Genomic DNA, 15,932 nt, shown 5'->3' with positions numbered 1-15,932 from the left:
ACGGCCTCCAGGCCCCAACCCGGGTGTATCTCCGAGTTGAAGCCTATCGGCGTGAAGTTGTGCGCCTGAACGGGTGTCACCACTCAGTCAGGTTTTGAATGTGGTGTTCGCCGGTCGCGGGTGCTGGCCGGGGTCGATCGAGGGCGGCGGGATGAACCACGGTTTGTTGTCGACACCGATCCGGATCACCCACTTCCCGACGAACCCGGATTTCCGGTGCATCAACCGGTGATGTGAACGGCACAGCAGGACCAGGTTGTTCATCACCGTCGGCCCACCGTTCGCCCAGTGCCGAATATGGTGCGCATCAGTCCACGCGGGCACACATGTGCAACCCGGGAACGCGCAGCCCTTGTCCCGGGCGATCAACGCCACTCGCTGTTCAGCGGTCACCAACCGTTTCCCGGGTTTCGCATCGAGCGGTGCCCCGTGACCGTCGAGCAGAACGGTCGACAGGAAACAATCACACCCGAGAAGCCTGGTCTGCGACACCGACAGCGGTCCGAGCCAGGGCATGTGCCCGACATCAAGATCCGACACAGCCATTCCGTCATCAGCAGTGGAGGGTGCTGCGGCGCAGTCCCGATGCTCCGCCAGATCCCGAGCGTTGATGTGCACGTTCACGTGCGGACGCTGACCACCATCGGTACCGGTCTTGGCGCAGTCCAGATAGCGGCGGATCAGTTCGGTGAACCCGTCCGCCGTGCGTTTCGCCGCCGACCGAGCATCCGGCGTCCCATCCGGTGCCGGGGTCGGCATCGTCAGATTCGACAACGCCGACAACAGCATTTCACCGGTCAGGGCATCGAAATCGCCGCGCACCACCACCCGACCATTGAGCGTCGAGGCGATCCGCAACTCATTGAGATCGACATCCTCGGCGGGCGGGATCTCATCCGATTCGAACAACCGCTCCAAGGTCGCGATCACGTTCCGCACTTTCGTCGTCGTCGCCTCCACCCCCGATGCCGCAGCCAACAACAAATCGATGCACTTCGGTAGCGCCTCCTCCGGCATGCCTTTAGGTGGTGATTCACAGAACGCCACGATCAACACGGCATGCTCGAACGAACAGTCCCCGCCATCGAACCGAGCCGCCACACCCGGAAACGGCCGCAAAGCCGCACCCAACGCGGCGATCTTCTTCCCGTCCCGAACCTGCAACATCGTGTTAGCCGCCAACCACGCACCCACCCCGCGGCTCGCAATCACCTGATCATCCGGGCGCAACGACAACTCGTCCACCACCGCCACACGCACAGCTTCGAGACGAAGAATCTCCGCACTCGCCGACACCGCAGCAGCGCGCAACTCGGCAGCAGACAACTGCCACAACCGTCCGCGTAACCCCACCGCAGAACCAGACACCACATCCGACAACAAGACGCTCATTGAATCCCCCGATCCCCTCCCCAAATCATACTCGAACACCCGTTCGAGTCAAGAGTGGTAGACCTCGAGCGCCCGCGCTACCGATTCGTCACCCGCAGGTAGCAACGGCAGTCGCACATTGGGAGTCGGAATCTGTCCCAACGCATGCAATACGCCCTTGATCACAGTCGGGTTCGGTTCGGAAAACAGAGCTCCGGACAGCTTCGACAAACTCCGCCCGAGGTCACGGGCGCCGTCCACATCGCCACTGTCCCAAGCTTTTACCAAGCGGACGAACTCAGCGGTCGACACATGAGCGGACGCCAAGATGCCACCGGCCGCACCCAAGGCCAGAAGAGGCGCGAGAAACAGATCATCCCCCGCCAGTACGGCGAAGTCGCCTGGAAGATCCGCGAAGAGTTCGACGGCAGCTGCGTCGATACCGCCCGCGGCATACTTCACACCAACAACCCCGGGCAAAGTACCCACCTCCTGCATAGTGCCGCTGTCCAGATCGCACGCAGTTCGGTACGGCACGTGATAGACGATCAGCGGCACTGGGCTCGACGACTGCAGATGCGCGAAATGCGCCACCACACCGGCTTTCGACGGCCTCGTGAAGGAGGGAACCGGCACCAAGGCCGCCGAGACCTCAGGCCACCGAGCCAGCCTCCCGAGCGCCTGCGCACTGCCCGCCGTGTCGTTACTGCCCGCGCCGACGATCAACGTCGCGCCTCTCGCACGGCACACATTCGCACAGATATCCAGAACGGTCACTCTCTCCTGCTCGGTGAGTGTTGCGGCTTCCGCTGTAGTCCCCAGCGCAACGAGTCCGACCGCACCCTCGGAGAGGACCTGGTGCGCAAGCTGTTCGAGTGCATCGGTTGCAATACGACCGTCGCTCTCGAAGGGCGTGATCAGTGGAACATGGATTCCGGCCAGGTCAACTCGAGTCACATTCATAGAACTCAGCCTCACCGAACAAACCTTGTAGGTCTAGTTCGCATTTCTATCGTCGAGCGTAAGCTGAGCTGATGCTCGATGTTCGTCGACTGAAGCTCTTGCGCGAACTAGCGCTGCGCGGAACCATCGTTGCCGTTGCCGAGGCGCTGTCGTTCAGTCCCTCCGCGGTGTCGCAGCAGTTGGCCGTCCTCGAACGTGAAGCCGGCGTGCCGCTGCTGGAACGAACAGGCCGTCGCGTCCGGCTGACACCCGCCGGTGAGAACCTCGCACGTCATGCCGAAGCCATCCTGCAACGCCTGGAGCAGGCGTCAGGTGAATTGGTCGACGCACGTCGTGGACTGGCGGGGCCGCTGCGCATCGGAACGTTCCCGACCGCGGCACGGGCGATCCTCCCGGCGGCATTGATCGCCCTGTCTCGCGAGCTTCCCGGGTTGGAACCGATGGTTTCGGAGATCGACCCGGCGGACGTCGCCGACGACCTACGAGCTGGGACTCTGGACTTGGCATTGATTCACGACTACGACTTCGTCCCTCGCCCCACCGAACCGGGCCTGACGACATTGCCGCTGTGCAGCGAAGCCGTGTACCTCGCTTCGAGTGACATCGAGTCAGATTCCCACGACGCTGTCGCATCGCTGACCGACTGCGTAGAACGTCCCTGGATTACCGCAATTCCCGGAACTGCTTGTCATGCAATGACTATTCGCGCATGCCAGGCAGCTGGATTCACCCCGAAAGTGCGACACCACATCGACGAGTTCGCCACCGTTCTCGCCCTCGTCGCTGCGGGACAGGGTGTTTCGCTGGTTCCTGAACTCGGAGCAATCCATCCGCCGCTAGGTGTGCGCCTGACGCCGATGCCCATTCGACGAAGGACGAAGATTGCACACCGAGCGGGCTCCGACGCTCACCCGGCGGTCGCAACCGTGACAATCGCGCTTCGCTCGGCCGTCCCACAACTGCTGGACGCCGAGCAATAGCGGCATCTACATGTCGAGCCCGAGGTCGAGGACCGTCACCGAGTGTGTCAGGGCACCTACAGCGAGGTAGTCGACGCCGGTTCGGGCGTACTCTGCGGCAACGTCGATGGTGAGACCACCGGATGACTCGAGTTTGGTTTCTGGAGCAACAGCGTCTCGGCGCTGGACCGCGATCTGCGTCTGCCACAGCGGGAAGTTGTCCAGCAGAACAAGTTCCACGTTCTCCGCCAGCACCTGATCGAGCTGAGTGAGGTTGTCGACCTCAACTTCGCACTCGATGTCCGGGGCGAGCTCACGGACCGCACGAAGTGCTGCGACCACCGAACCGGCAGCAGCAACATGGTTGTCCTTGATCAACGCCGCGTCACCCAATCCCATACGGTGGTTGACGCCTCCGCCCACGTGGACTGCATATTTCTGCAGAGAACGCAGTCCGGGCAGCGTCTTTCGGCTGTCCCGCACTTTGGCATGAGTGCCGGCGATGGCGTCGACCCACTGTGATGTCGCCGTGGCGATTCCCGAGAGATGGCAGACGAGGTTGAGCATCGTGCGCTCTGCCGTGAGAAGTCCGCGGGTGGGCGCGACAACGGTGAGCACCGATTGACCTGGCGCAACCCGAGTTCCGTCGGCCACCCGATCAACGACCTCGTAGTTACCCGCGCCGATCACCTCGTCGAGAACAAGCAGTCCGACGTCGATGCCGGCGACAGTACCCGAGGAGCGTGAGACGACCGACGCCTTCGCGACCGCATCGGCGGGAACCGTTGCGGTAGAAGTGATGTCGGGTCCATAGCGCAGATCCTCGTCCAGAGCGAGCCTGACCAATGTGAGCAGCTCGTCACGGTCGAGCGGCGCGGGCAGGATCTTCTGCTCGGTCATCAATGAACTCCTGTCAACAACATGTCGGGTATTTCGAGCGCTCCGTCGGCACCCATCTTGATCCGAGTGCTGCGACGCTGATTCGGATCTGTTTCAGGATAGTCGGTGCGGGTATGGCAGCCACGGCTCTCGGTTCGCGCCACGGCCACGTCGACCAATGCAGTCGCGGTCAACGTGAGCGCCGCGTCTTCGAGGTCCGGATCAGCCACCGCCACTGTCTGTTCGGCGTCGGCAAGCGCAGCTCGCGCAATCTGGAGACCGCCTCCGTCGCGAACCACCGACGCGTGTGCCGTCATGACGGACTGCACGGTCTCTCGCGGCAGGATCGGCATCGGCTTGCGCACCACGTTGACCACTTCGGCATGAACCTCGCGACGCTCGGCAGCTGCGATTCCTGCACGCTCCCCGACTACCAAACCCTCGAGAAGGCTGTTGGACGCAAGACGATTCGCGCCGTGCAATCCCGTGCGAGCCACTTCGCCTGCTGCGTAGAGACCAGGCACTCCCGTTCGTCCATGGACGTCGGTGGCGACTCCGCCGCACGAATAGTGCGCGGCCGGAGCGACCGGAATTAATTGGGTGCGTGGATCGATGCCCGCTTCGAGGCAGGACGCCGTGATGGTCGGGAATCTCGAATCGAAACCGTCGAGCTTGCGAGCGTCGAGATAGACGTGATCAGTGCCGAGATCGCGTAGGCGTGCTGCGATTGCCCTCGAGACCACGTCACGCGGGGCGAGATCACCCAGCGGATGAACACCTGCGGTGACCGAATCACCGTTGGTGTCGACAAGAATCGCGCCCTCGCCGCGGACCGCCTCACTGATCAGGGGTCGGCGGCCTACCCCGCCCGGAGTGAAGAGCACCGTCGGATGGAACTGAACGAACTCCAGGTCCGCAATCGCCGCACCGGCTTCGAGTGCCAACGCGATTCCGTCGGCAGTCGCTCCGGGCGGATTTGTGCTGCAGGCATACAGCTGACCGAGTCCGCCGGTAGCGAGCAGCACCGCGGGCGCATGGATCACGCCGAGGCCTTCCGGCGAGGAGACGATGAGTCCGCACACCCCACGCCGGTTGGTCACCACCTGGACTGCCGCTGCACCGAACAGAACGGGGAGCCCGGCAGCATTGAGAGCCCGCTGCACTTCCGCGCCAGTGGCGTCGCCGCCGGCATGGATGATCCGACGCGTGCTGTGCCCACCCTCGCGGGTGCGCGACACCTCGCCGTCTCGCCCGCGATCGAAGACCGCTCCCAACGCGGCCAGCGCAGCAACAGCGTCGTGACCAGCTTCGACGATGGAATAGACAGCTTCCTCGTCGCACAAACCGACGCCGGCCTCACACGTATCCGAAACGTGCGACTCGACGGAATCGGTATTCAGATCGTCGACGACCGCGATGCCGCCCTGCGCGTACTGAGTCGCGGTGTCCGTCGGACCGCCCTTGCTGACCGTGAGTACTTTCAATCCCCGCAGAGAAGCGGTGCGCGCAGCGGTGAGGCCCGCGACACCGCCTCCCACGACGACCAGGTCGGCATGAGCCTCCCAGGCGAAACGCCCGGCAGGGCTGGTCACTCGCCGCCGCCCGGATTACCGATCTCGATCATGCGCTGCACCGACTTCTGTGCACGCTTGGCCATCTCGAGATCGACGTGGACCTCGTCCTTGCCCTCGAGAAGGCAGCGAAGCAACGCGGCAGGCGTGATCATCTTCATGTACGGGCACGACGCGCGGTCGTTGACGGCCTGGAAATCGACGTCGGGCGCTGCCTTGCGCAACTGGTGCAGCATCCCGATCTCGGTCGCGACCAGAACCTGCTTGCTCTTGGTGACGCGGGCAGCGTCGAGCATTCCGCCGGTGGAGAGAATCTTGACCTTGTCCGCGGGGACCGCGCCTTCACCGGCTAGGTACAGAGCCGAAGTAGCGCAACCACATTCAGGGTGCACGAACAGCTCGGCGTCTGGGTGCGACTTGGACTTGGCCGTCAGCTCGTCACCGTTGATGCCGGCGTGCACGTGGCACTCACCGGCCCAGATCTGCATGTTGGTACGGCCCGTCACGCGCTTGACGTGAGCTCCCAGGAACTGGTCCGGCAGGAACAGAACCTCGCGGTCGGGATCGATCGAGTTGACCACGTCGACGGCATTGGACGAGGTGCAGCAGATGTCGGTGAGACCCTTCACCTCTGCGGTTGTGTTCACGTACGACACCACCAGCGCGTTCGGGTTGTCGGCCTTCCACTCACGAAGCTGCTCGGCATTGATCGAGTCGGCCAGAGAGCAGCCGGCTCTCTCGTCCGGGATCAGCACGGTCTTGGACGGCGACAGGATCTTCGCGGTCTCGGCCATGAAGTGCACACCGCAGAAGACAATCGTGTCCTCGGGCGCCTCGGCAGCGATTCGCGACAGCGCCAGGGAGTCACCGACATGATCGGCGACGTCCTGAATCGCAGGCAGCTGGTAGTTGTGCGCAAGAATCGTCGCGCCGCGTTCGCGAGCCAGACGTTTGATCTCAGCGGCCCACTCGGGGGTCGCTTCGACTCCGTTGTATCCGCCGGGGCCGTCGTGAATCTGCGAGGCCGATCCCTCCCATAACGTCGTGGTCGTCATGGCGTTCTCCTTCACCGTGAACCCGGGCTCGTCACCCAGTTCAAATCCGGACGGGCTGGCCCGGATTTCCGTATTCGAGGTTTTCGACTTAGGATCGAAAACGTGCCCAATAGTAACACCACCCACGAAGTGCTTGCAGCGGTGTTCCAAGTTCGCACCTTCCCCGCAAGCATCGCCGCAGGTGACGGCGATCACTGCCCGCAAGGGCGTGAAGAGTTGGCCGTACTGCTGTGGCAGCGTGCACTCAACCCACAGAAGGGCACGTGGTCCCTGCCCGGGGGCACTTTGCGCGACGACGAGGACCTGACGACCTCCGCTCGACGACTCCTCGCCGAGAAGGTCGACCTACGAAAGGTCGCCCACCTCGAACAGCTCTCCGTCTTCAGTGATCCACAGCGCGTGCCGGGTCCGCGCCGCATCGCGTCGACCTTCCTCGGACTCGTTCCCCTCAGCGCCGACCCACAACTGCCACCGGACACAGCCTGGCACCCCGTTTCGAAGTTGCCGGAGATGTCGTTCGACCACGGAACCGTCGTACGGCACGCGCGCAATCGACTTGCCGCGAAACTCTCGTACACCAACATCGCATTCGGGCTGGCCCCGGAAGAGTTCGCGATGTCGACACTGCGCGAAATCTACTGCGCTGCCCTCGGTTACCAGGTCGATGCCACCAACTTGCAACGCGTGCTGGGGCGTCGAGGCGTTCTGACTCCCACCGGCAACACCGCACCGTCCGGCAAGTCGGGTGGACGTCCACCCGCCCTGTACCGTTTCACCGACTCCACCTTGCGGGTCACCGACGAATTCGCCGCACTACGGCCGCCAAGCTGACACCGATCGCACTGTCAGGCAACAGCTTCGAGACTTCCGCGCTGCAACCACACCGAGGTCACGGCGCCGGCCGGATCGATGACCCGGTTGATTACACCGAACCGAGTCGTCACCCGATCGAGAATCCGATCGGCCTGCCAACGATCCGTCGGATCGGCGACAATCGCAAAGAAGCGATGGGCAGGTTTTCCCGCCATGACGCGAACCAATTCGGTGACCGTCCGCGCCGTGACTGCCACGCTCCAACCAGCGTCGAGAAACTCGGCGGCCGTGCGCGCACCGTGCTCGAATCCGATGTCCGTGACAAGTACAACTCCCCTGTTGGGGGCGATCTCTGAAACACTCATTGCCGAACCTCCACTCGGAATCAAACTTCTTGACTCCTATGTAAGTCCGCAATCTTGTGCTTCCCTTGTGCTGGTTCTGTGAGAACTCTGGGGAATTGCGCGCCCCACCTCAGACTGCCCTGGAAAGGCCCGCCCAGAAGACCGCCGAGGCCGCGTTCACCACCTCGCCCACCGGCACGTCGCCCAACATTCCGCCCGCAGCAAGCGTCGCGACGCCGTGGAACGTCGCAAAGGCAACCAGCGCAATACTTTCCGGATCACCGGCGGCAATGTCACCTGCGGCCTGAGCTTCCGAAACGAGCCGGACGGTCAGGTCCATCGTCGCGTGCCCCGCGTTGACGACAGTTTCGGCGGCGCCCGGCGCATGCTTGTTGCTGTACATCAGAGAGAGCAGGCCCGGATGCTCCAGCGCAAAATCCACGTAGGCATTGGCGAGCGAGGAGAACCGGGCCCTCGCGGTCGGTGGAGCATCCGCGACTGCCCGCTCGAGCGCACCGGTCATCCGATGGAATCCACTTTCGGCCAAGGCATCGAGCAAAGCCTGGCGATCACGAAAGTGCTTGCCCGGAGCCGCGTGGCTCACGCCCGCCTCACGCGCGAGTTGCCTCAGCGACAACTTGTCGACGCCATCTCGTTCGAGTGTTGCTTCGGCCGACGCCAGGAGTTCCTGTCGCAGGCTGCCGTGATGATACGGCTGTTCGTGGGCGGGCATGGTGGCACCATATCAAAATGTTGTCATTGACAACTATGGTGTCAGTGCCTACATTTGGGATCACCCGAACCGAAGGAGCCACCATGGCCATCGACGTAGCCGGAACCACCGTCCTCATCACCGGAGCCAGCGCTGGGCTCGGAGTGGAATTCGCTCATCGCTTTGCCGCTCGCGGCGCAAACCTGGTTCTGGTCGCCAGGCGGGCCGACCGCCTCGAGGCACTCGCCACCGAACTCCGTGGCGCCCACGGCATCATCGTGACAGTCCTGCCCGCCGACCTGGCCGCACCCGGCGTCGGTGCATCGCTGCACCAGGAGCTGACAAACCGTGGCATCACCGTCGACTCGCTGATCAACAACGCCGGATTCGGAACACACGGGGCATTCGTGGACGAAGATCTCGAGCGCGTCACGTCCGAGATTCAGCTCAACATCGCCACGCTGGTCGAGCTGACACACACATTCCTGCCCGACCTTCTCACCGGCCGCGGAGCACTGGTCAACATCGCCAGCACAGCGTCGTTCCAGCCGACACCGGGCATGGCCGTCTACGGCGCGTCCAAGGCGTTCGTACTCAACTTCACCGAAGCACTCTGGGCCGAAGCTCGCGGCAGCGGATTGACTGTATTGGCGGTGTGCCCCGGTCCGACGCGCACCGAGTTCTTCGACGTAGTCGGCTCCGAAGACGCGGCGGTCGGGCGAATGCAGACGGCAACTCAGGTGGTGGACACCGCTTTCCGAGCACTGGATCGACGCTACGCGCCGCCGACCGTCGTATCGGGACTGCCGAACTGGGTGTCCTCGATCAGCACTCGCTTCGCAACCCGCCGGTTGGGCGCGCTGATTTCCGGGCGACTGTTGGGTGACGTGCGAATGAAAGCCGAAACCAAGCGCTCGTCGACCTCTGCGGCGTAGCGACGCAACAGTTACGGAAGTTTCGGCTGGCTCTCGACTTCGGCCTGTTCGGTGTCGGTGGCCGGATCCCCAGATTCCGGATCCCCGGATTCCGGGTGGTCCCCCACCCCGAGGTCGTCGTACGGATTGAGCACTGCAAGAACCAATGTCACGACGCACGCCGCGAGCGGCTGAAACAGAAGCACGAGCAAAGTTCCGACGTTCGGGGCCCGCGCAATGATCTCCCCGACCGCCGGATTGTCGGCCGTGGGGAAACGCAGTTTTGTCACGCCCGAACCCACGAGTGCCATCAGTCCGGTACCTGCCACTGAACCGACTATCAACCCGCCCAGGGCATAAGGACCTCGACTCAGGCGTGCCAACCAGGCCGCCACCGCCGACAGCACACCGACGATCAGTGCCAGCCAGATGAACACGGCGCTCGCGTCGAACTGATGAAGGCTCTCACCCGTCAACGCGACGCCGCGCCCCTCGGACACCACCAACAGGTGCTCGGCCGGAGCCAAGAACGCCCACAGCACACCGACGAGCACGCTCACGCCCGCAATGGTTGCGGCGATCACGATCGCGGTGCGCAGACGAATCTGCCGAAGAGAGATCACACAGAGTGACGCTACCTGCGGGCGACGTCGATCGAGTCGACGACACCGTGTCGGGAGCATTTCGCCCACCATCCGTCAGGGCTGACCTGAACGATCATGCGGCGCCCGCACTGCTCGCAGAAGCGAGGAGGCTCGAGCCCCATCGACGCCGCAGTCGGCGTCGGATCGTCGACGCCGTCGACGATCCGACGCCCGGTGAACGGGTTGTACCGCTCCTCGGTCACCGGAGTGCTCACAGAGTGTCGTTCAGTGCTTTGATCGGCATCTGCAGATCCACCAACAAATCCAGATCCTTCTCGGCGGGACGTCCGAGGGTCGTCAGATAGTTGCCGACGATCACGGCGTTGATTCCGCCGAGGATGCCCTGCTTGGCACCCAGGTCGCCGAGAGTGATCTCGCGTCCACCTGCGAAGCGCAAGATCGTGCGAGGCAGCGCGAGACGGAAAGCGGCCACGGACTTGAGCGCCTCGCTGGCGGGCAGCACGTCCAGATCACCGAACGGCGTACCCGGACGCGGGTTGAGGAAGTTGAGCGGGACCTCGTCCGGCTCCAGTTCAGCCAGGTTGGCCGCGAATTCTGCGCGCTGCTCCAGCGATTCACCCATGCCGAGGATTCCGCCGCAGCACACTTCCATGCCTGCTTCACGAACCATCCGAAGCGTGTTCCACCGCTCTTCCCACGAGTGCGTGGTCACGACGTTCGGGAAATGCGACTTCGAAGTTTCCAAGTTGTGGTTGTACCGGTGCACACCCATGGCGGCCAGTTGGTCGACCTGCTCCTGGGTGAGCATGCCGAGCGAGCAGGCGATCTGGATGTCGACCTCGTTGCGGATCGCCTCGATGCCTGCGGCAACCTGAGCGAGCAACCGGGCGTCGGGTCCGCGGACGGCGGCCACGATGCAGAACTCGGTAGCGCCCGACTTCGCAGTCTGCTTGGCAGCTTCCACCAAGCTCGGGATGTCCAACCACGCCGCGCGAACCGGCGACTGGAAGAGTCCGGACTGCGAGCAGAAATGGCAGTCCTCAGGGCAGCCGCCCGTCTTCAGGCTGATGATGCCCTCGACCTCGACCTCCGGTCCACACCACTTCATACGCACATCGTGGGCGAGAGCCAGCAGGTCTTCGAGCCTGTCGTCGTCGAGTCGGAGTACGTCGAGCACCTGGCTTTCGGTCAGGCCAACTCCTCTTTCGAGAACTTGCTCGCGCGCCTGGTCGAGGATGTCGACCGTCGCAGGGGCCGTGCTAATCGGGGGCGGGGTCACAGACGTCTCCTTCGAAACCAGCAAAATTGAACACCGTACAAGTTGAACGGTGTTCACGTTAGAGACGTGGTGGAATACTGTCAAAGGCGGGTCCGATCGACATTCGATCGAAAGCGCTCCACAGCGGGACGAAACGAGGGGAACAACAAGTGCAGTTGCGACGCGGCGACGTGCTGGACGGCGCCATGGCGATACTCGACGAGTTCGGACTTGCCGACCTCACGATGCGCAGGCTCGCAACCTCACTAGGTGTCCAACCCGGCGCCCTGTACTGGCACTTCCCGAACAAACAGACCTTGCTGGGCGCGGTTGTCGACAAGATCCTCGAAGACCTCAACGCCCCCGTCGACGCAGACACGTGGCAAGAAGCGTATTCCGAACTGGCACACAGACTTCGGTCTGCCCTACTGGCGCACCGCGACGGCGCCGAGTTGGTCAGCGCCACCTTCGCCTCGCGGATGACAAGCAGCAAGGTGCGCGAGCATTTCGTACATGCCGGGCAAGAATCCGGTCTCTCACGCGAGCACGCCCAACTCGCGGCGTATGCCCTGCTGTATTACGTACTCGGCCATACCGTGGACGAGCAGTCCCGAGCGCAGATGGAAGAGATGGGGGCACTCACCCGGGCTCCCATCTCCCCCGACTCCCCCGAGGTCATCGGCGGCGGTTCCGACGAGGACCTCCTCGACGGCGATCCGACAGTGCGCTTCCAGTTCGGCCTGGACCTGTTCATCGACGGCATTCGCACTCGCCTGAATTCGATCCCCGATTCAACGCCCATCGAATCGGCTCTACGACACTCCTGACAGTCGGAGTACTGCAGTAGTGCCGGCCGCGACAATCACCACGACCACCAACGGCGCCTTGAACCAGGCGCAGATGCCTCCGGCCACCACGCCGAGCATCCGCGCCGGCCCCGCAACGTCATGCCCGGTGAAGACCGTCGATGTCACAACCACTGCGAGCAGCAGCACCACGACAGCACGATCGAGGGTTTTCTCGGCGAAGCCGGAGAGCTTCACCCGAGCGCGGAGCAGAACGCCACTTGCCCGCAAAGCGTAAGAACCGCAAGCGAACACGACGATACCGATCCAGACCGACGCGGTATTCATCGAACCTTCTCCCGGAACGGTATCGTCACCGCGATACTCAGCAGCGCAACGAGCGGAGCGGTACCGGGCGGCAGGAACGGCGACGTGGCCACCGCGACTGCTGCACCGATCAGGGCGGCAAGCAGCGTCACCTTCTCCTTCAGCGCAGGAAAGACAAGGGCCAGAATGACAACCGGAAACGCGGCATCCAATCCCAACGCGCCGGGGTCTCGGACGACGCTGCCGAGCAGCCCGCCCAGGAGAGCTCCGATCGGCCACGACACCGCGATCCCGATTCCACAGAACCAAAAAGCCGCACGCTTGCGCTCCACCGATTCCTGCGCCATGGCGACCGCGACGCTTTCGTCGTTGACCAGGTGCGCGCCGACCAACTTGCGCCAGCCCGAGCCCCTGCGCCAGCCTGAATCTTTGTAGCGATCCCTGCCGAGGAATGATCCTGCCGACATCCCATAGGCGAAGTTACGGGAGTTGATCAACAAGCCCGCCACAACAGCAGCGGTGGCACTGCCTCCGGCTGCGATGATTCCGATGAACAAGAACTCCGAAGACGCTCCCAGAACGAGTACAGCCAACGCCAAAAGCTGCCACAACGAGAATCCAGCCGATCCTGCCGTCACACCGTAGGACACACCGACGATGGCCACGGAGAGACAGATCAGCACGCTCACCCGAACCGTGTCTCGATCAACTGTTCGCCATAAAGAACGCATGTATTCTATGTTGAACGAAGTGACACCGTTCGTCAAGTAGAACGATCGATCGGAGAATCGAACGATGCCCAGTAATGAAACGGATACAGCGGAGACTCCTCAGAAACTGGTCGCCGTCGCACTCAAACGCGAACGTGCCCGAGCAGGCTTGAGCCTTTCGGAGGTCGCCCGGCGCGCCGATATCGCCAAGTCCACACTCTCCCAACTCGAATCCGGACTCGGAAATCCGAGCCTCGAAACTCTGTGGGCACTCGGAAACGCATTGGGCGTGCCGTTCTCACAACTCGTCGACTCTCAGGCACAGACCGTTCAGTTGATTCGAGCCGGAGAAGGTCCCGCGATTGCGTCGGCAAACGCGTCGTACATCGCGACACTCTTGGCGCCGAGCCCACCGAACGCACGACGCGATCTGTATCGGATAGTCGCCGAACCGGGCGAGCCGCGTATTTCGACTCCGCATGCACGCGGCACCACCGAACACGTCGTGATCGGCACCGGACGGGCGCAGGTCGGGCCCACTGCAAATCCGATCGAACTCGGACCGGGCGACTATCTTGCTTATCCCGGCGACGAGGAGCACATCTTTCGGGCGCTCGAACCAGGGACGACAGCGATCTTGGTATCGGAACACACCTGAGCCGCGATGAGTTTCGCCGCTGCGGGAAGTCTGTATCTGGGAGGTGATGTGGCCAGAGCCTCGATTGCCGACGACAGTAACGACCGACAGCAGGAGGACCCATGTCCGGATCCAGCATCAGCAGCATTTTGCTCTCGAGCACCGACCCCGAACGCTTGCGCGACTGGTACGCCGAGGCGTTCGCCCCGAAGGTCGACCGGACTCCCGGCGAACCCGGCTACGACGTGCTCGACTTCAACGGTTTCTACGTGATGCTCGACAGACGCGACGACGTCGGCGAGACCAACCCCCAGCCGGGTCGCATGTTCCTCAACGTCGAAACCGACGACGCCCGGTCGATCGCACAGCGCATCGATGCACTCGGCGGAAACTGGCACGCTCCACTCGAAGACCGCGGGGGCAGTTTGTTCGCCACTGCGATCGACCCCGACGGAAACTACGTTCAGATCATCGAGTTCAGCGAGGAAGCCAGGGCCGAGATGGAATCCGGAATGACGGATTCCCAAACCACCTAGTCCGGCAACCGCTGGGAACGGAGATAGTCATGCTTACAGACACGAAAGCATTCAGCGGATTTTCGGTGACAGACATCGACTCTGCAAAGAAGTTCTACGGCGAAACACTCGGGTTGAAGGTAACCGACGAAGACATGGGACTGATTCGCCTATATCTTGCCGGCGGAACCGAGATCCTCGTTTATCCGAAGCCGAATCACGAAGCGGCGACCTACACGATTCTCAACTTCGTCGTCGACGACATCGACACAACCGTCGACCAACTGACCGCACGTGGCGTGGAGTTTCTCAAATACGACGGATTCCCCCAGGATGCGCGAGGCATCATGCGTGGCAACGGCCCCGACATCGCGTGGTTCACCGATCCCGCCGGCAATATTCTGTCGGTGATCAAGGAGTCCTGACGCGCTTAACCGCTGAACAGCTGCGACTGCCGCTGTTCAGCGGTGTCGGTGTTGGAGCGTTCTGCTGCCGCAGTTTCACGCTCGGCAGCCAGTTGCTCGGCGCTTTTTGCGTCGACAACGGGCTCCGACGCGCTGAGGTCGGAAAACAAGCCACTGCTCGATTCGTTCACATGCCACCCTTTTGCCTGGTCATCGTTGCCGCGCGCAGATAAACCTGCGTTAGAGATCGGTCGATGGCTACTCAATTACTGCCGCCCGTACGGCGCCGACAAGACGCCGATGACTCAGCAGTTCTTCACCCAGTGTTGCACGCCTGTGTTTTCCACGAGAAATTCGGTCCAGACGGGTTGTCATCGCCCGCACGGCGGAGCAATGTGAAAGATGAGCGCGGAGCAGGTCGGCAGCACTTTCGTCGGACACCTGGCCCCTCAATTCACCGCACAATTTTTGGAGGAATCATGTTGGGAATTGCTTTGGGCCTCGGCAGCGCCGCTGTCGGAATCGGCCTCGGACTGCTCGGCGCAGGAGCGGGAATTCTGCTGAGCGACAAGACCGTCAAAACCGCACGACGTGAACTCACCGCCTGACGAGGGCGAGCGCACTGAATTTTTGGGCACTCGGGTCGGTATTCGGGTGAACGCCGCGATGCGACACCCCGCGCAGTGGGTGTTCGCACGGGCCGCGCATCGACGTGGCGTGCATACCGGCGTAGATGTTCCGACGAGCGCGCAGGACGTGCTCGACCGGTTGACGGCACTCCGAATAAGTACGTGGAGTTACGGATTCGACCACAAGTCGGTCCGTCACCTGGGTCCGATGGCGCAAGACTTTGCGGCGATTTTCGGCTTGGGATCCAACGCCCGCCGGATCTCCGCCGTCGACGCGAACGGCGTCTGCATGGCGAGCATCCAAGCGTTGAACCGCAAGATCAGTGCCCTCGAGACAGAAGTCAGCGCGCTCGAGAAGGACGTGAACAGACTGAGACGGGAAACGGGAGACACGAGCACGACTCGGAATGCATTGGAAACAAACAACAATCACATATCCACACCGCTCGACGAATTCGGTGGATCCACCGGTCTGTAGTTT

The 15,932-nt window shown here is 62.7% G+C and carries 22 protein-coding genes; 9 read left to right on the top strand and 13 right to left on the bottom strand.

From position 1 onward, the window contains the following. Positions 1-87: 87 nt before the first annotated feature. A complete protein-coding gene (locus P3G66_RS14635) occupies positions 88-1,392 on the bottom strand; it encodes an HNH endonuclease signature motif containing protein (protein ID WP_276116753.1) in 1,305 nt (434 codons plus the stop codon). A gap of 48 nt (positions 1,393-1,440) precedes the next feature. Then, positions 1,441-2,334 (bottom strand): dihydrodipicolinate synthase family protein, encoded by an 894-nt coding sequence (locus tag P3G66_RS14630; protein WP_064444166.1) that lies wholly within the window; start codon positions 2,332-2,334, stop codon positions 1,441-1,443. Positions 2,335-2,405: 71 nt separating this feature from the next. Between P3G66_RS14630 and P3G66_RS14625 the strand changes: the two genes are divergently transcribed. Next, positions 2,406-3,314, top strand: a complete 909-nt coding sequence (locus P3G66_RS14625; protein WP_276116752.1) for a LysR family transcriptional regulator — start codon at positions 2,406-2,408, stop codon at positions 3,312-3,314. Positions 3,315-3,320: 6 nt separating this feature from the next. On the opposite strand, the gene nadC is transcribed toward P3G66_RS14625, so the two are convergent. From nadC to nadA, 3 genes are read right to left on the bottom strand one after another with little or no spacing between them, the layout of a single operon-like run. Next, entirely contained in the window at positions 3,321-4,193 is an 873-nt protein-coding gene (nadC, locus tag P3G66_RS14620) for a carboxylating nicotinate-nucleotide diphosphorylase (RefSeq protein WP_003941805.1), read from the bottom strand. Further along, the gene (locus P3G66_RS14615) at positions 4,193-5,764 is read right to left on the bottom strand and encodes an L-aspartate oxidase (protein ID WP_276116751.1); all 1,572 of its coding nucleotides are present in this window, start codon (positions 5,762-5,764) and stop codon (positions 4,193-4,195) included. Before P3G66_RS14615 ends, nadC begins: the two co-directional genes overlap by 1 nt. Then, positions 5,761-6,798, bottom strand: a complete 1,038-nt coding sequence (gene nadA, locus P3G66_RS14610) for a quinolinate synthase NadA (RefSeq protein WP_003941702.1) — start codon at positions 6,796-6,798, stop codon at positions 5,761-5,763. The genes P3G66_RS14615 and nadA overlap by 4 nt, the downstream gene beginning before the upstream one ends. Before the next feature lie 102 nt (positions 6,799-6,900). Here nadA and P3G66_RS14605 point away from each other — a divergent pair, with 102 nt between their 5' ends. Beyond that, on the top strand, positions 6,901-7,629 hold the full coding sequence (locus P3G66_RS14605; protein WP_007733069.1) for an NUDIX domain-containing protein: 729 nt from the start codon (positions 6,901-6,903) through the stop codon (positions 7,627-7,629). A gap of 14 nt (positions 7,630-7,643) precedes the next feature. On the opposite strand, the gene P3G66_RS14600 is transcribed toward P3G66_RS14605, so the two are convergent. Together P3G66_RS14600 and P3G66_RS14595 are read right to left on the bottom strand one after the other, a co-directional pair. Further along, a complete protein-coding gene (locus tag P3G66_RS14600; RefSeq protein ID WP_003941794.1) occupies positions 7,644-7,976 on the bottom strand; it encodes a hypothetical protein in 333 nt (110 codons plus the stop codon). 109 nt (positions 7,977-8,085) lie between these two features. Beyond that, positions 8,086-8,688 (bottom strand): TetR/AcrR family transcriptional regulator, encoded by a 603-nt coding sequence (locus P3G66_RS14595; protein ID WP_276116750.1) that lies wholly within the window; start codon positions 8,686-8,688, stop codon positions 8,086-8,088. An 83-nt stretch (positions 8,689-8,771) separates the two neighbouring features. Here P3G66_RS14595 and P3G66_RS14590 point away from each other — a divergent pair, with 83 nt between their 5' ends. Further along, positions 8,772-9,602 (top strand): SDR family oxidoreductase, encoded by an 831-nt coding sequence (locus P3G66_RS14590; RefSeq protein WP_007733078.1) that lies wholly within the window; start codon positions 8,772-8,774, stop codon positions 9,600-9,602. 11 nt (positions 9,603-9,613) lie between these two features. On the opposite strand, the gene P3G66_RS14585 is transcribed toward P3G66_RS14590, so the two are convergent. The 3 genes from P3G66_RS14585 to bioB are packed head-to-tail and all read right to left on the bottom strand — an operon-like array spanning position 9,614 to position 11,450. Beyond that, entirely contained in the window at positions 9,614-10,204 is a 591-nt protein-coding gene (locus P3G66_RS14585) for a DUF2567 domain-containing protein (protein WP_007733080.1), read from the bottom strand. An 11-nt stretch (positions 10,205-10,215) separates the two neighbouring features. Beyond that, the gene (locus tag P3G66_RS14580) at positions 10,216-10,440 is read right to left on the bottom strand and encodes a hypothetical protein (protein ID WP_003941741.1); all 225 of its coding nucleotides are present in this window, start codon (positions 10,438-10,440) and stop codon (positions 10,216-10,218) included. After that, on the bottom strand, positions 10,437-11,450 hold the full coding sequence (gene bioB / locus P3G66_RS14575; RefSeq protein WP_024487821.1) for a biotin synthase BioB: 1,014 nt from the start codon (positions 11,448-11,450) through the stop codon (positions 10,437-10,439). The genes P3G66_RS14580 and bioB overlap by 4 nt, the downstream gene beginning before the upstream one ends. A gap of 164 nt (positions 11,451-11,614) precedes the next feature. On the opposite strand from bioB, the gene P3G66_RS14570 reads away from it, so the two are divergent. Beyond that, entirely contained in the window at positions 11,615-12,271 is a 657-nt protein-coding gene (locus P3G66_RS14570) for a TetR/AcrR family transcriptional regulator C-terminal domain-containing protein (RefSeq protein ID WP_064444164.1), read from the top strand. On the opposite strand, the gene P3G66_RS14565 is transcribed toward P3G66_RS14570, so the two are convergent. Together P3G66_RS14565 and P3G66_RS14560 are read right to left on the bottom strand one after the other, a co-directional pair. After that, positions 12,257-12,577 carry an AzlD domain-containing protein gene (locus P3G66_RS14565; RefSeq protein ID WP_007733089.1) on the bottom strand — a complete coding sequence of 107 codons (321 nt, stop codon included), beginning with the start codon at positions 12,575-12,577 and terminating at the stop codon, positions 12,257-12,259. The genes P3G66_RS14570 and P3G66_RS14565 overlap by 15 nt on opposite strands. Further along, on the bottom strand, positions 12,574-13,287 hold the full coding sequence (locus tag P3G66_RS14560; RefSeq protein ID WP_064444274.1) for an AzlC family ABC transporter permease: 714 nt from the start codon (positions 13,285-13,287) through the stop codon (positions 12,574-12,576). Before P3G66_RS14560 ends, P3G66_RS14565 begins: the two co-directional genes overlap by 4 nt. 64 nt (positions 13,288-13,351) lie before the next feature. On the opposite strand from P3G66_RS14560, the gene P3G66_RS14555 reads away from it, so the two are divergent. The 3 genes from P3G66_RS14555 to P3G66_RS14545 all read left to right on the top strand — a co-directional run bounded on the left by P3G66_RS14555 (position 13,352) and on the right by P3G66_RS14545 (position 14,843). After that, positions 13,352-13,924, top strand: coding sequence for an XRE family transcriptional regulator (locus P3G66_RS14555; protein ID WP_047270126.1), 573 nt, complete (start codon positions 13,352-13,354; stop codon positions 13,922-13,924). 101 nt (positions 13,925-14,025) lie between these two features. After that, positions 14,026-14,439 carry a VOC family protein gene (locus P3G66_RS14550; protein ID WP_003941719.1) on the top strand — a complete coding sequence of 138 codons (414 nt, stop codon included), beginning with the start codon at positions 14,026-14,028 and terminating at the stop codon, positions 14,437-14,439. Between the two features lie 29 nt (positions 14,440-14,468). Then, entirely contained in the window at positions 14,469-14,843 is a 375-nt protein-coding gene (locus P3G66_RS14545; RefSeq protein ID WP_276116749.1) for a VOC family protein, read from the top strand. Positions 14,844-14,848: 5 nt separating this feature from the next. Here the strand turns inward: P3G66_RS14545 and P3G66_RS14540 are convergent, their stop codons facing one another. Further along, a complete protein-coding gene (locus P3G66_RS14540; protein WP_003941708.1) occupies positions 14,849-15,013 on the bottom strand; it encodes a hypothetical protein in 165 nt (54 codons plus the stop codon). A gap of 288 nt (positions 15,014-15,301) precedes the next feature. Here P3G66_RS14540 and P3G66_RS14535 point away from each other — a divergent pair, with 288 nt between their 5' ends. Continuing rightward, positions 15,302-15,430 carry a hypothetical protein gene (locus tag P3G66_RS14535; protein ID WP_003941742.1) on the top strand — a complete coding sequence of 43 codons (129 nt, stop codon included), beginning with the start codon at positions 15,302-15,304 and terminating at the stop codon, positions 15,428-15,430. Then, positions 15,414-15,929: a tail fiber domain-containing protein gene (locus P3G66_RS14530; protein ID WP_030537101.1), complete on the top strand. Its 516-nt coding sequence runs from the start codon at positions 15,414-15,416 to the stop codon at positions 15,927-15,929. Before P3G66_RS14535 ends, P3G66_RS14530 begins: the two co-directional genes overlap by 17 nt. The last annotated feature ends 3 nt before the right edge of the window (positions 15,930-15,932 follow it).

The sequence above is a fragment of the Rhodococcus sp. C3V genome (assembly GCF_029269915.1).
Lineage (GTDB): Bacteria > Actinomycetota > Actinomycetes > Mycobacteriales > Mycobacteriaceae > Rhodococcus_F > Rhodococcus_F qingshengii.
Note: the sequence above shows the minus strand (reverse complement) of the source record. Positions and strands in the feature narration are given on the sequence as shown.

Bases quoted from the DNA above. Each gene is read 5' to 3' on its own strand.
- P3G66_RS14635 (WP_276116753.1), bottom strand. From the start codon at position 1,392: ATGAGCGTCTTGTTGTCGGATGTGGTGTCTGGTTCTGCGGTGGGGTTA.
- P3G66_RS14630 (WP_064444166.1), bottom strand. From the start codon at position 2,334: ATGAATGTGACTCGAGTTGACCTGGCCGGAATCCATGTTCCACTGATC.
- P3G66_RS14625 (WP_276116752.1), top strand. From the start codon at position 2,406: ATGCTCGATGTTCGTCGACTGAAGCTCTTGCGCGAACTAGCGCTGCGC.
- nadC (WP_003941805.1), bottom strand. From the start codon at position 4,193: ATGACCGAGCAGAAGATCCTGCCCGCGCCGCTCGACCGTGACGAGCTG.
- nadA (WP_003941702.1), bottom strand. From the start codon at position 6,798: ATGACGACCACGACGTTATGGGAGGGATCGGCCTCGCAGATTCACGAC.
- P3G66_RS14600 (WP_003941794.1), bottom strand. From the start codon at position 7,976: ATGAGTGTTTCAGAGATCGCCCCCAACAGGGGAGTTGTACTTGTCACG.
- P3G66_RS14595 (WP_276116750.1), bottom strand. From the start codon at position 8,688: ATGCCCGCCCACGAACAGCCGTATCATCACGGCAGCCTGCGACAGGAA.
- P3G66_RS14590 (WP_007733078.1), top strand. From the start codon at position 8,772: ATGGCCATCGACGTAGCCGGAACCACCGTCCTCATCACCGGAGCCAGC.
- P3G66_RS14565 (WP_007733089.1), bottom strand. From the start codon at position 12,577: ATGAATACCGCGTCGGTCTGGATCGGTATCGTCGTGTTCGCTTGCGGT.
- P3G66_RS14560 (WP_064444274.1), bottom strand. From the start codon at position 13,287: ATGCGTTCTTTATGGCGAACAGTTGATCGAGACACGGTTCGGGTGAGC.
- P3G66_RS14555 (WP_047270126.1), top strand. From the start codon at position 13,352: ATGCCCAGTAATGAAACGGATACAGCGGAGACTCCTCAGAAACTGGTC.
- P3G66_RS14550 (WP_003941719.1), top strand. From the start codon at position 14,026: ATGTCCGGATCCAGCATCAGCAGCATTTTGCTCTCGAGCACCGACCCC.
- P3G66_RS14545 (WP_276116749.1), top strand. From the start codon at position 14,469: ATGCTTACAGACACGAAAGCATTCAGCGGATTTTCGGTGACAGACATC.
- P3G66_RS14535 (WP_003941742.1), top strand. From the start codon at position 15,302: ATGTTGGGAATTGCTTTGGGCCTCGGCAGCGCCGCTGTCGGAATCGGC.